Here is a 14,847-nt window from a genome sequence, read left to right on the forward strand (position 1 = left end):
AAAATTCAGCATCATAGATGAATGGTGTGAAATTACTGGAGTCATACAGAGTGTTTTTCTATAAGTAAGCGTTAAATATGGAATATTTTATTTATATATTAAATATGGACTCGAAAAATGTCAATATCCATCCAATTCCTTTAATAAGAGAAAATGATGAGATATGAATGTTTTTGTTACATTAAGCCCCTTTCGTTAAATGAATTAGCTTCGTCCGTTCCCTGTAATCGGAACTACTTCAGTTAGCCGGGTCTACAGCGAACCATATCACAAACGGCAAGTCGGTTATAAAATCAAGGGTCTTATATCTCAGATGGGTGACAGTAGCCTGAATGACCCCGTCAATTTCCAGCACATAGCAATCATTGTGTTTAATGTTCTGACGAATGAGAGCAACATCTGCCTGAGCGGCAGGCCACTGGATTCCCAACTGCCGGATCGTTTCGTACGCTTCGTAGGTCACATACCGTTTGTCTGCACTAAGTTATCTGAATGTTCAGGTAAAATATGATGAACGAGATGAGGAGTTAAAACCTATCTGCCATCAAAGATCTATATAACAATGAGATTATCGCCTATTAGATCAGCTGCAGGAAATGACTTGGAATTCCCTTAGCCATTTTCGAATTTATGGATACCCACAGTTCGAACCGCAGCGATTATTGTTTCGTCACTTCACGAATACTCATATGTTCTTCGTTCACCAACCGGACTGCCTCCATCTTTACATCTAAGGAGTATTGCCGGAATGATTGTCCCTTTTTAGCCATGAAAAATCCCCTCCGTTCAACAAGATTAAGTCCATCTTAACAGATGTCTTTTCTCTCTTGTCTACTAGAAGGGGATAATACCACGCTGCCCTGTCCTTTTATAAATGAATAAAATCCGAATACCCCTCTATGAAAAAAGCAGCCCCTCTTGAACTGCCTTACTGCTAGTCACTTCAACAATAGGATGAGTTCATTCATGGGCTACCTCATTTACCAAGTAGCTATTCAGCGTTTTTTAAGAATTCAAGCTCTTTGACAATACCGGGAAATAATTTATCTAGATTGTAAAATGCCAGCAATAAAATTTGCAGGATAGCCAAGATAATTGGGACGTAGATAAACATGAAATGAATAGACGCTAGCGCAGTAGTACTGATTGTAGCTTGTCCACCAGCATATCCTCCCAATGCCAGTCCCCAACCGATAAGTGCCGCTCCCAAACCGCCTCCCGCTTTTGTGCCGAAACTGCCCGCACTGTACACCAGTCCTTCGGTGCGCATCCCTGTCTTCCATTCGCCATATTCAATGGTATCTGCCAACATAGCAAAGAAGGTTCCGAGAATAGCGGCATGCCCAAGCGCTTTAATAACGAGTCCCAGACAGACCGCCATCAGACTTGTGGGGCTGACGGCAATGACAAGCGATCCGACAATCAGGAGGATACTTCCGATAATGGAGGAATTTCGTTTACCGATCCGCTTGACGACGGGGGGTAATAGCATATAACCAAACAGGGAAGGAAGCAGTAAGGATATGCCGAGGACTCCAATCAGATTGGCGTCTTTTAACACATAACGTGCGTAGTAAATATTCATACCTGTGCCCAGTGCGTTATTTATAAAATAGACCACAGCAAACCCAAGGATCAATTTCCAATACTTATTACGCATCAGCGCTCCAAAAGCGCGTCCAAACGGAATTGGCTTTTGTACAACAGATGGAGTAACCCTTTCCTTGGTACTGAAGAAGGTAACGAGAAATAAAAAGGTTCCGAGCAAGCCAAATATAATAAAGGTGTAAATCCACCCTTTTTGACCGCCGCCGAATGACTTCACTAACGGGAGGGTGAAATAATTAATTAGCAAGGCACCAATATTCGCTAGACTCATACGAAAAATATTAAGCAGAGAACGCTGGTAAGAATCCTGCGTTATCATGGAATTAAGCACACCATAAGGGACGTTAATGCTGGAATAGATAAAGTTCATTAGCAGATAGGTAACGTAAATGTATAGAATAGTGATCGTCATATTTCCACTTGGAACCGTGAACAAAAGAATTCCAGACAATGCAAATGGCCCGGACATCCACAGTAACCAAGGACGGGCCTTTCCGTGTCTGCTCTTCGTTTTATCAATCAAAGCCCCAATCGCGACATCAATAAACGCATCCAGTACGCGTGCAACTAGCATTAAAGTACCAATGACACCAGCGCTGATCCCGATTACATCTGTGTAAAAATAGGACAGAAAAGTCATTGCGGCGGCAAACAGCAACTGGCTGGCAAAATCACCGAATCCATAACCAATTTTTTCTTTCAGCGTAATATTTGAACCGGTTTGCACTGAAGTCTCATTTCCCATTACAACAATATCGCTCGAACTTCTCATGCTCATGCTCCTTTTCCCTTGTTATTCTCTACAATTCAATGCCATCAAGAAAACGTTTTCTTAATCATCAAAAAAACAAGCTGAAATACCTTGAATCCAGCTGATTATTGGTAAAAACAATTGTTTTTGTCCAGAAAATACTAGAAAACGTTTTCCGGGGTTGATTATACTCTCCTTATAAACTAAGGTCAAGCGCTTTCTTTGCTCTGGAATCTTTGTTAAACTCAATAAACAATTCAATAAACTGATATAATTAATTCAATCCACTTTGAGAAACTTTTTCTAAATAAATACTTGCTTGAAAGTCGGTGTGTACAATGAAAATGACTATAAAAGATGTGGCTCGAATGGCCAACGTCTCCATTTCAACGGTTTCCAGAGTAATCAATAACAGCCAGACGGTGAACAGTGAAATACGCAAACGAGTTCAGGATGTCCTTGAAGCCACTCAATTCCGTCCAAATGCCATAGCACGGACACTGGTAAAGAATGATACATCTCTGATTGGGGTACTTCTGCCCGCGATTAAAAACAACGTCTTTGATGACATGGTTGAAGGCATCAATCAAGTAGCGCATCTATACGGCTTCGATGTCATAATCGCCTTGTCAGGGGGGGACGAGGATTCTGAAATACACTATTACAATATGTTCCGTGAAATGCAGGCGAGCGGAATTATTATATCGGTAAGCGAAATCCGGGATGCGCTATTTGCGCTCATTGAAGCGGCGGGAATTCCCTGCATCCTTGTCGGACGGGATTTTCGAGACCAATCCATTCCTTCCGTGCATGTTGACAACATAACGGCTGCTTTTGAGGCGGTAACTTATCTAATTCAGCAGGGGCATCAAGATATAGCGATGCTGCAGGGACCAGCGGGGGATATTTCAGTGGGCAATCAGCGTTTTTTGGGCTATGAACAGGCATTGAAGACCGCTCACCTGCCAGTACGTGCCGAACGTGTGTTGGAAAGCGGCTTTTCAGTTGAAGACGGCATAACCTCTATGAGAAAACTTTATCATTCAGGCCCATTGCCTAGTGCGGTGTTCTGCGCAACGGACCGAATTGCCATAGGTGCTATGAACTTTCTGGCCGAAAATGGTGTGAAAATACCTGAACAGGTCTCCTTCTTGGGATTTGACGACATTGATATGGCTACAATAATCCGGCCTAAATTATCAACTGTCCGATATTCAGCATCCGAACTGGGCATGGTTGCCGCCCGCAATCTCATTAAGCTTATTAGAGGAGAAGAATTAGCAGCTGTTCACTGGTCCATATCGCATCAGTTAGAAATTCGGGACAGCATTACAAAACATGGAGTATCCTAACCTTTGATGCTCCTACGCGGTTACTGGAAGTGCTTAACCGGCTGGGATGGTCTTTTCAGCGAATCCGACGTCGAATAATGGAAACGTTCTCTTGTGTTTTTCCAAAAAGGGCATGATTGAGGATACGCAGAAACCAGGCTCGGTTTAGTTGGCTATCATGTAGGTGGGCATTTCCGGGGAAAGTCGCCATTGCCGAAAAGGTTGCTTTCTAAGTCATTACAAGGACTCAGAAAGCAACCTTTTCATCAAGTTATTCAGCTTGCCAGATATCTTTCAATTTCCAGTATGTCAACTCATTTACTAGAGCCTCTCCGCTCTCCGTTATGAGTTCTATGCCTAGCAGTTTTTCACTCGGATAGATGCGACTTGTCATCGTAGCTTGCCCTTCATTCGCAAATATTTCAATGGATGAGCGATCCAGATATACATGTAACGTCAGCTGCCCCTCTGCACTTAAGGCTGTTTGACGTACTCCATCCGTCTTTTTGCCCGAATTAGAACAATCAAGCATAAGTTTCTGACCCGCGATAGAATAAGTGATAACCGTTTCCTCCTCACCTGTTCCGCGAAGCTTCAAGCCTACCAGGTCTGCACTTGACTTCGTCAGGTCGAACACGACCTTCACTTCAAGCAGATCCGCTTCAACTTCCGTCAAGTAACTTCCAGAAATAGCGCGATATTGGTACAAAACCTGTTCGCTTTGACGAAGCAATTTCATTTCCTCTACTGGATTCATCAGCAATTTATTATTGGCACCCAACGTAATTACACGTGGGATCGTCAGCGCTCCGGACCAGCCGTCTGCTTTCGTCGGCATATCCGATTCCCACATATCCATCCAACCAATCGCAATGCGGCGATCTTGATCATCTAGAAAAGTTTGAACCGCATAGAAGTCATGACCATTATCCAACTCGATGAACTCTCCATGTTTATATTCATTACTATTATAATTATATTCGCCAACATAATATCCCGTCTGGAACAAGTTATTGTACTTATCTCCTTCTGCATCAATACCTTGTGGGGAGAACATAAATATATGCTTACCGTTCAGTTCAAAGAAATCAGGGCACTCCCACATGAAGCCCATATTCTTATCTCCCTGCAGAAGCACACCATGATAGGTCCAAGTTCTAAGATCAGGAGATGTATATAGAATAACACGCGGCAGATCTTCTTTCGTGCTGTTACCTAGGATCATGTACCATGTATCCTCATGCTTCCATACCTTCGGATCACGGAAATGCTGGGAGCTATCTGTCGGAGGTTCAGCGATTACGGGATTTTGCCCTAGTTTTGTAAAATGAATGCCGTCTGTACTAACTGCCACATTTTGATTTTGGAAAAAGATATTGTTTGGTTGATCAATATAGTGATGGCCAGTATAGATCAATGTCAGTTCGCCGTTATTATCTACTGCGCTGCCTGAGAAGCAGCCATCGAGGTCACAAGCATCACCTGGCGCTAATGCAATCGGACAATGCTCCCAATGTACAAGGTCTTTACTCTTCACGTGCCCCCAATGCATTGGACCCCAGTTCTCATCATAAGGATGATGCTGATAGAAGGCGTGATATTCACCTTTAAATTGAATTAATCCATTGGGGTCGTTAATCCAGTTTGCCGGTGCCATAATATGATAACCTAATCGGTACCGCTTGTTCATTTTCGCTTCTGCTTGTTTTAATGCTTCCTCAGCTTGCTTCGTGTTGTTAATATATGTGCTGTTCATTTGTCTTCCTCCTATGCTGTTTTAATATGCTTGTTAGGCTTGGGTTCTAGCTTTTTCGGTTCTTTCTTTAAGGTAAAGATTGAGATGGTTGTAAAGGCGAATACGAAAACACCCATAATTACGTACGTATTTGCAAAGCCTCTAATGTCATAAGACATACCGGCGATTGGCGAGAAGATCGAAGCTCCTACCTGACTCGTAAACTGGTATCCCACCAGATATAGGATCGAAGACAGACGCGTATCGAAATTAGCAGCCAAGTACTTAAATACGGCGATCAGCATGATTGGCAGTTCCAATGCGTGGATCAATTTCATAGCTGAGATACCATAAGGTCCAATAACTAAGCCTGAACCCATGATCCGGAACGCCATCAAGAATCCTGCCAATATCAGACCCTTTTTTGCCCCAATTTTGTTGACAATGAAAGGCGCTAAGAACATCATGCCTGCTTCCAGGAATACTTGTAGAGAATTTAAATAACCGTAAACTTGATTGCCTAAAGCAACCGTTGAGAACGTCGATGAAAAGTAATTCGGGAACTGCTGGTCATACACATTGTAAATACAAGTAACGCCAAGAACATATAAAATGAAGAACCACAAATGCTTATTTGCAAACAAATAGCCGATTTGCTTAAAGTTAACAGATTCTGCTCGCTCCATCTCGGAATCTGTCATCTCAACTTTAATTGTCATCATAATGATAAACAGAATGACAGCAGATACTGATGCAATCCAGAAGTTAATGTTAGGGTTGATATTGAAGAGTTGACCAGCGAAAAATGTTGCTGCTGCCCAACCTAGCGAGCCCCACATACGAGATTTTCCGTATTCAAAGTCATATTTTCGGCTGACTTTCTCGACATAAGATTCGATGGCTCCAATCCCTGCCAAAAAAGCAATACCCAAGTATAATCCACCTACAATGGCGCCGAGAAATACATTGTATTGAAGTAACGGTCCATAGATAAAGATATAGAAAGGACCCACAAATAAGAGTAAAGAACTGATTAGAAATAAAATATGCTTCTTCAATCCGATTTTGTCAGATATATAGCCATAAAGCGGTTGCATACATAGCGCAAAGATAGCGTTTACAGTAAAGATAACACCTGTTTCAGCGCCATTCAGACTGATTTCTTGCCCTAGCCAGATGGAGAACAATGAATAACTTGCTGACCAAGTAAAGAAGAAAAAGAAGAAATAAGCACTTAGTTTCCAGTACATGCTCTTTGACTTTCTCATATCGAACGCTCCTCTAAGTTGGACATTTAATGTAAATGAAAGCACTTTCGTATTTACAGATCGATTATATGTCAACCGCTTTCATATGTCAACCGCTTGACATAAATTCAAAAGAAAAAGAGCTCTCCTCTTTGATTTCAATTACTCTAATAAGGATAGCCCATCTTATATCACAATGCTGAAAACTATGGAAATTGTGTTAAGCTGTACTAGCTTCAATAAGTTTCACTGGTAGATAGGTTTCTCGCGGGACATCACTGAATCCACCTTCAATTTCTTTAATAAGTAACTCTATGGAAGATCTCGCGATTTCCTGTATTGGTTGCTGAATTGTCGTTAATTCAGGGAGGAGATTGCGGGTTGTTTCAGTTCCGTCATATCCAATTACGCGGATATCTTCAGGAACCCGTTTTCCTCTTCTTCTTGCTTCAGCAATAAAAGACGCAGCCACCATGTCATTACTCGCGAACAATCCATCTACTTCAGGATGTTCATCGAGCAAGCGTTTAATCGGTTCATTGTGATTCTGTTGGTGAAAGGGATCATGTACTTCATAGGTAATTGCCTTTCGACCATACTGCTCCATCACATCTTCATATGCTTTTCTTCTTAAGCTTGCTGGTGTTTCCAATTCAACAGGGCCATTTATGTGAAAAATATGCTTGCATCCCTTTTCAATAAGCAGTTCTGACGCCAGTTTGCCACCCAAATAATTATCTGATCCTACAACTGGGATTGAATCGGATAGGAAGCGATCGATCGCAATGACGGCAATATTCTTCTGTTCATAATTTACGATACCTCGGTTGTGTGTACCGACGATAATACCGTCAACTTGATTTCGCATAAGCATATCGACATAAGATTCTTCTTTATCCAGCTGATTTAAACTGTTACAAAGCAACAGCTTATAGCCTAATGACGCACAAATATTCTCTATATGGAAAGTCAGCTCTCCGAAAAATGGGTTGCTTGTAGTTGGAATGATTAATCCTATCAGATTTGTTCGTTTACTAAATAATGACCGAGCTACATCATTAGGAAAATAATTTAGCTCCTGCATCGCTTTATGAACTTGATCCTTTGTTTCTTGACTGATATAGCCACGATTGTTAAGTACGCGAGAAACCGTGGTCGGTGAAACTCCAGCTAATTGTGCAACATCGTTAAGTTTTGGTTTCATTGTTTCAACCTGCCTTCTCTCCATGCCAAGTCTCCAAGTATCCTATTATTTTAACATGGTTAAACGTGAAAAAACATGTCTCCAGCATTACGTGCTGTATATGCATCGAGAATATTGTATACACATTAGCTCTTCCATTCTGCTCATATAAGCTTTTAACAAGCGTTTACATTTAAAGTCATCCCATCAATGAATTGGCTGAAGATGCTTCCAAGTACTAAGTTACCCTGCTTTCCCTCGTGTTCGATAGCGCCAAGGCGTTTTGAGATATTCTATTATAATAGTCGCTCCTGAATTTTCAGGAGCGGCTACACGCTTAATTTATATTGATTTTAAATCCATCCCCTGCTTTGCCACCCAAAACGATCAATCCCCCTTGGGGCAGAACAACCGAATTGTTATGGCTGGCAGTTGAAAAATCTACAACCGCTCCGTTTTCATCATAGACAGCGAACCCTCCACTTGTTGGAACATCAACGGTCATCGTTTTATGGGCTACGTTTTTATCTATTTTAAACCATATGGCTTGGCCATTGGATGGTATAGTGTACTGTGATTTCCCTCCTAGGATAGGTTTAATAGCATCCTCACTGATGTAGGACTGTCCATCTATGGTTAAATACTCTGAGCCATCCTTGGTAGTAAAATTCAAATCAAATGCATCTCTTCCACTCATTACTGGAATTTCAACGGCATTAACAGCTTTATTCTCATCCACAATTTTAGTACCACTTGCGTATCCCTCATGATCAACAGATATTTTTTTCGTAATAAATGATGGAGCCAAATAAAAAATAGAAGATATCTTTTCATCCAGGGCATAATAATTTTTCCCGTTTCTATGTTCCCATGCCTTTTTAACTGTAGTATTTAGAGGATTGGCATCAAGCTTTTGATATTCATAATTTACCATAACCATTTGACCTAATCCCGGAAAGTTTAAATAGAAGTTAGCCTTAATATACGTATTTCCGTTTTTTTGTTTGTCAAAGCTTATGGCTACACTGCCATCACTGCTTTTGAATGCTCCATTGCCTGCATACACATATTTTTGCGCCGGGACGAGTCCATCCAGAAAAGCTGGTAACTCAAACTCTCCATTTTTAATCTCTACATTGATGGTTGTACCCACAGTGCCATATAATCCAGAATAAGAAAGCAAGTCAGATGGCATTTCCACTTTTACAGGAGGTTCAAATGTTTTATCCGGTAGAATGTCTTTAATGATGCCCTTGTCTTTTAAATGCTCCAATAAAACATTAGAAGCAAAAATACTATCTAGGATGGAAGACCCTCCAGATGAAAGCACAGCCATAGAGATATGATGCTCTGGTAGGGTGATCAAGACAGAGTGATACAAAACAGTGTCTCCCCCCTTGGACAACGCAGTTATTCCGTAATCACTAAATGGTGCCAAACGAACCGCGTCCCAGCCAAGGCCATAATTAAAGCTGTTTGTCTCTTCAGATACCCAGATTCCTTTTCGATATTCATGGCTTTGCATGGACTTTGCTGATTGTTCAGATAAAATATCAGTTCTATTCCCTGTTAATACTTCTGCAAACTGGGTCAATTCTTCTGCGGTAGAGTATAAGCCCCCTGTCCCGATGACATTGGCATTTTCAACGGGTAAGGCTCCCTCAATCGCAGGAAAATAAGTTTTGGACAGCTTTTGTCTATCAAACTGATCGAGTGGTGTTTTCGTAGAGTTCAAACCCAAAGGGGCACTAACATGCTTTGCCAGAAATTCGGTATAACTTAGACCACTCACCCGTTCAACCAATATTTCAAGCAATTGAAAACTATCATTACTATATACAGAATATTCGCCGGGGTTGGATTTTAAAGTTTCTGATTGTAATCTCAGTAAGAGCTTATCATGATTTTCTGTATCATTGTCATTAAATAACATACTATTTTTATAGTGAGCACCGTAAAGGCCTGACGAATGATTTAACAGCATACGCGGTGTGATTTTTTTGTATCTTTCATCAGCCATTGTAAAATCCTTAATGTATGTTGTTAGTGGCTGATCAATATCTACCTTATGGGCATCTACCAGCATCATCGTTGCAGCAGATACAAACATTTTGCTTGTAGAGCCTATACCGAACATCGTATCGTTAGTGATTGGCTCGTTGGTTGCTTTATTCTTTACACCCACGCTATCCGATAATACGATGTTTCCATGGTCCATAATGGCATACTGCACACCGCTAACACCGTATTTGGATACCAGCTCCGAGGCCAGATTACGCGCCTTTTCCTTAATGGGTTTAGGATTGTCTTGAGCAAAAGCATTCGTCATCGGCAGTACAAAAAGCATGGCCGAAATGAACACAGCTATTATTTTCTTCATACCATATTTCCTCCTCTTATAGGTTCCCAGATTTTATTTCTGGACTGATCATACAATGAACGAGGATTCCATATAGCAAAGTCATCCTAAAACGAAAAAAACAATCCCTAAACAGCATTATGTTTAAGGACTGTCCTTATAAAATGGCAATAAAACCATATTATTGAATATTTTATTTTTCGTTTCAATGGTCATGTTTCCACCGTATCTGTCACATATTCTGGATATATTCGTTAAGCCAATACCATGAATATCCGGGTTTGATTTTTGACTATGCAAATGGGCAACTTCATTCTCCATATGATTCAGAATGTGAATGAAAAGCGCAGATTCATTGGATTGTATTTTAATAAGAATGTACCTATCATCCGCAATTTTGATCTTTTTAGATGCTTCTATGGCATTATCCAGCATATTACCCAGAGCGACACACAAGTCATAACGTTCAATACTTACTTTTTGTGAGTATAAGTTGAGCTGGGTATCCACCTTGATGCCATTGGCCTGAGCAATATTAAGACTATTTGTGACAAGAGCATCTATAACCAGATTACCGGTGTTAACCCTCTGATAGGCTCCTTCGATTTTATTTAATGTGACCTTAATATGTTCACTTGCCTCAGCTAATTCATTTCTCTTGATACATTCGTCAATATACAAAAACTGTTGGTGTGTGTCGTGAATGATTCTTTTCATATTTTTAAAGCTGTGAACCGTTTTTTCATAGTTAGCATCTTGGTAGTCCATCTGATGTTGTAGTTGAGCATTTTCATGCATTAACTGGAATTTTTCAATGACATTATCGAAGATGTATATGATAAAAACATTTAAGGAAATAAAGCCAATAATAGATACAAAATAATACATATTCTTCTCACTATAAACAGATAACACATTGACCTGGTATATACTTATAATAGGAACGATTAGAAATAAAATGTAATAACGGGCATGCAAAGGGAAGGTTCTGCGTTTGGCAAATAATCGTATAATCTGAATGACAGCAAACATGATAATACAGCTGAGTAACATAACCTTAGAAAATATCAAGTGATCTTGACTGCTCAAATGGCTAAGGTTGCTAACTTTAACAGAGTCTACAGTATATAAAATATAAAGAGATATAAAATTAACGATGGTGATCAACACAGCATAAAGGATGGAAAAAATGATCTTTGTCTTTATTTCCACAGTATAAGACTGAGCCAAGCTAAATATGACAAATAACGCCAAAATGGAGGAAAACGTAGGAGACAGATAAACACTTAAATATAAAAAATTCAGCAGCCCGAAAATAATGAAATACATCATTCTGTTCGGCTTTCGACTGGACTTATCAAAAACCGAGTTGAAGTAAAAATTCACCTGAAAGCACATCACCAAGACAACACATAGGTTAAGAAACAGGGAGTTATATTCCATCATATTAATGCATCTTCATGATCATAAATTTGGTATATAGATCTTTAACTTCTTTTATTTTAGAACGTCCAATAGGCAACTTCACATCATTTGACATCAGAACATCACCGCCAGCAAATTTTTTGACATGAATTAAGTTTATAATAATCGAACGATGAATTTGCAGAAAATTATATTCCTTTAATGCTAAAGCATAATCTGAAAGAATCCCTTTGCTATCATAGGTTTGTGTAGAGGTTACAAAATGCAGTTTGTTTTTTATGGTCAAGCTTTTGGCCACTTCAATACTAATGATATCATCATATTTTAAAAGCACTTCTTCATAAGCTGACTTGATGATAACGAATTTTTTATCAAGAGATTGAAAATACTGACACAGTTTTATCATTTTTTCCTCAAAGATATGGGAAGCAATCGGTTTTATTAAGTACTGAAAGGTAACTACGTCAAAGCTTTCTAGCATATATTCGGGATAGCTCGTTAAAAAAATGATCTGTTCATCAAGGTGACGTAAACTCCTTATTTTTTGAGCTGTTTGAATTCCGTTCATGCCGTTCATTTCAATATCCAATATTAAGATATGGAATGGCAATTCATGGTTTAAATAATGAGCTACCAGCTGTTCTCCTGAGTTGAATAACTCAATTTTAAATTCTATATTTGTTTTGATGGATAAAGCAATCAGCATATTTTTAACAAGCTCTCTTTGCTTGTACTCATCATCGCAAATAGCCACTCTATACATAAATACCATACACCTCTTCCCCATTGCATGTTGCATGGAATTATAGTCTGAACAGTATACAATATTTTAATATTCTATACATAGCTTTTGGATAAAACGCAAATTCAAATCCCTTAAATGCGAGTTATTGTGTAAGAGCACAACTTGTGATTTATTAGGAGGGTAGGAATTGATGTATTAGCAGAACGACGACTTTCACACATAAGACTTATTGGAGGAAATTATGGAGAACAAAAAGTATAATTAATCAATTCATCTATCTGGATATTATAAAAATTAGTAAGCAAAGTAATGTAAGTCTTAAAGAAATTAAAGCCTTATTTGCTAAAGCCGATACTAATTACCTTAAACTTTACTTAGAGCAGAAAAATGAAGAAATTTATAAAGAAATAAAGAAATTAGAGGAACTTAATAAACGAATAGAAATATTAAGGACAGCTATTCATAAGCAAAATTTGTATTTTCGAGTTTGCCGATAGGTAGATTAAATACAGTTACCGCTTCATCAAGACGGACAAATCCATTATGGTCATAGAATCCATAGTTACTCATTGTGTCTGTATACACATAAATTTTAGTTGCTTTTGTATCTCTTAAGTAAGAGATGAGTTCATTAAATAATTTTTTCCCTACCTTTTTTCCTCTAATTAACTTGCTGTATGCCTCATTAGTCATAGAGGTGAGTTCAACAAATACTTTTCGTTCTATGTCATTTAGATTTAAGAGTTGTAGTAATTCACTTGTATAATCTTCCTGAAGCATTCTATAAGATGTTGTTTCACCAACTCTTGAACCAAAAATTACACCAATGACTTCTCCATCTAATGTAGCTACTCTTCCAAAAGTACTTTTATTTAATATTGGACTTATGAACATCATTGTAACTGCTGCATTTATCACGCCCTCATCCTCTATAAAATCCTTTGCGTTCCAAGTATCCGCAATAATTGCTTTAATAGGTTCTATATCTTTTTTTCTAATGTCTCTAATATCTAAGTTCATTTTGATTCCTCCTTTTAATTGATTAGCTTACAAATTGAGTTTAATGTATCCCCTAATGGGGAGAGTCAAGTATTTAATGCAATGCTTTTTTTTAACTAACCGTTTAAATAGTTATGTTAGACTGGTGAGAACCAAAAAATGCCGGACTCTATTACAAGGAGTCCAGCATTTTCAGGTGAAACTCATATAAATCTTTATGTTCAATTGAAATAATTGATTGCTTTATGGTGCTTATATTTTCTGAGCTATTGAGGGTATTTCAGTACGACTCTAGCCAATCTAACTCAAAATCAATCAACAATACACCTGTTATAGAAATACTTAATTACTTAGAGAAAAATTATATGACTTGTACTTTAATTTCCACAGCTAAGCATTTCAATTTTCATCCAAACTATCTAAGTAATTTAATTAAAAGAACTACCAATAGATCTTTTTCAGAAATTATATTACTTCAAAAGTTAACTAGAGCATCTATCTTACTTGAAAATAATGACATTCCTATTTATGGAATTGAAAACGAAATAGGTTATAACACCAAAAGAATTTCGAGACAATTCTATTTCTAAATCTATTCAAAAATTTAAGTAAAATCACTTATTTTTTTGCAGTTTTTCATACCATCATTATGTTAACTAAAAAATCCCCTAGCAGGTCTATTCAGCTATCTCCCCCTGAACACGCAAAAGCAGCCCTACAGGGCTGCCTCTTCTGCTGTAATCATACTAATTGCTCGTATATTTTACCCAGTCATATTCGGCATACAATGGATTGACTCCGTTATATGGACCTAACCAGCTATCTACTCCGGTGCCATTCCATAAATTCATCATAATTTGGCCTGGCGTTTTCGGTATGTTCGTAGTTGCCGTATGCTTTAGAACCCCGTCAACATACCACTTAATGTATCCTGGCTGCCAATCGAATGCATAGGTGTGGAAGCCACTTGATGCATCAAAACCCAGATCGACAACCTTCTCATGACCACCGACCCCGTTTGTATAATAGTTAAATTGCACTTTTGTTGTGTCTTTTCCTAAAAATTCAATATCTATTTCATCCCATTGCGTGCCATTAGCAGGTCCCGTATATGTGAAAAAGGAAGATACGATTCCTGTATTTTTAGCAGGCTTCATGTTGACCTCGTATAAGCCGTATCTGTAAGTATTCTTCGAACGATACTCTCCGCCGTCAAATTTATTATACGCAGAACTCGTTAAGCTAAGCTTCATTTTGCCATCGTTAGTAAAATTGACATTATTGGCACGCCAAGTGCAATTAAACATGTCCCCATTGGAATATCCATCTGCCTTTTGCCATGTACTCGGATTATAATAACTTAATGGTTCCCAGAACACATTGGCCGCAAAAGCGCTTACCGAAAAAAACAGAGAAACTATACCCGTGATCACCAGTGTAAACCAATACTTCTTCTTCATAAAT

General features: G+C 38.8%; 11 protein-coding genes. 1 reads left to right on the forward strand and 10 read right to left on the reverse strand.

Annotated features, from left to right (window positions below):
• Positions 1–238 precede the first annotated feature (238 nt).
• Together ACXHJ2_RS10615 and ACXHJ2_RS10620 are read right to left on the reverse strand one after the other, a co-directional pair.
• Positions 239–463: a hypothetical protein gene (locus ACXHJ2_RS10615; protein ID WP_013371223.1), complete on the reverse strand. Its 225-nt coding sequence runs from the start codon at positions 461–463 to the stop codon at positions 239–241.
• Between the two features lie 528 nt (positions 464–991).
• Positions 992–2,380: an MFS transporter gene (locus ACXHJ2_RS10620; RefSeq protein ID WP_013371222.1), complete on the reverse strand. Its 1,389-nt coding sequence runs from the start codon at positions 2,378–2,380 to the stop codon at positions 992–994.
• Positions 2,381–2,697: 317 nt separating this feature from the next.
• Between ACXHJ2_RS10620 and ACXHJ2_RS10625 the strand changes: the two genes are divergently transcribed.
• Positions 2,698–3,711, forward strand: a complete 1,014-nt coding sequence (locus ACXHJ2_RS10625) for a LacI family DNA-binding transcriptional regulator (protein WP_080771922.1) — start codon at positions 2,698–2,700, stop codon at positions 3,709–3,711.
• 250 nt (positions 3,712–3,961) lie between these two features.
• On the opposite strand, the gene ACXHJ2_RS10630 is transcribed toward ACXHJ2_RS10625, so the two are convergent.
• From ACXHJ2_RS10630 to bglS, 8 genes are all read right to left on the reverse strand, one after another.
• Entirely contained in the window at positions 3,962–5,431 is a 1,470-nt protein-coding gene (locus tag ACXHJ2_RS10630; RefSeq protein ID WP_446724848.1) for a glycoside hydrolase family 32 protein, read from the reverse strand.
• 26 nt (positions 5,432–5,457) lie between these two features.
• Complete coding sequence (locus ACXHJ2_RS10635; protein ID WP_040103721.1) at positions 5,458–6,693, reverse strand: MFS transporter; 1,236 nt, start codon at positions 6,691–6,693, stop codon at positions 5,458–5,460.
• Between the two features lie 199 nt (positions 6,694–6,892).
• A complete protein-coding gene (locus ACXHJ2_RS10640) occupies positions 6,893–7,876 on the reverse strand; it encodes a LacI family DNA-binding transcriptional regulator (RefSeq protein ID WP_025677743.1) in 984 nt (327 codons plus the stop codon).
• Between the two features lie 316 nt (positions 7,877–8,192).
• Positions 8,193–10,235, reverse strand: coding sequence for a serine hydrolase domain-containing protein (locus ACXHJ2_RS10645; RefSeq protein ID WP_165084605.1), 2,043 nt, complete (start codon positions 10,233–10,235; stop codon positions 8,193–8,195).
• Between the two features lie 123 nt (positions 10,236–10,358).
• Positions 10,359–11,660, reverse strand: a complete 1,302-nt coding sequence (locus tag ACXHJ2_RS10650; RefSeq protein WP_165084607.1) for an ATP-binding protein — start codon at positions 11,658–11,660, stop codon at positions 10,359–10,361.
• Position 11,661: 1 nt separating this feature from the next.
• Positions 11,662–12,402, reverse strand: a complete 741-nt coding sequence (locus ACXHJ2_RS10655) for a LytR/AlgR family response regulator transcription factor (protein WP_025677748.1) — start codon at positions 12,400–12,402, stop codon at positions 11,662–11,664.
• Positions 12,403–12,840: 438 nt separating this feature from the next.
• Positions 12,841–13,404, reverse strand: coding sequence for a GNAT family N-acetyltransferase (locus ACXHJ2_RS10660; protein ID WP_165084608.1), 564 nt, complete (start codon positions 13,402–13,404; stop codon positions 12,841–12,843).
• 725 nt (positions 13,405–14,129) lie between these two features.
• Positions 14,130–14,843: a beta-glucanase gene (gene bglS / locus ACXHJ2_RS10665; RefSeq protein ID WP_013371213.1), complete on the reverse strand. Its 714-nt coding sequence runs from the start codon at positions 14,841–14,843 to the stop codon at positions 14,130–14,132.
• Between the last annotated feature and the right edge of the window lie 4 nt (positions 14,844–14,847).

The sequence above is a fragment of the Paenibacillus sp. ALE3 genome (assembly GCF_054113405.1).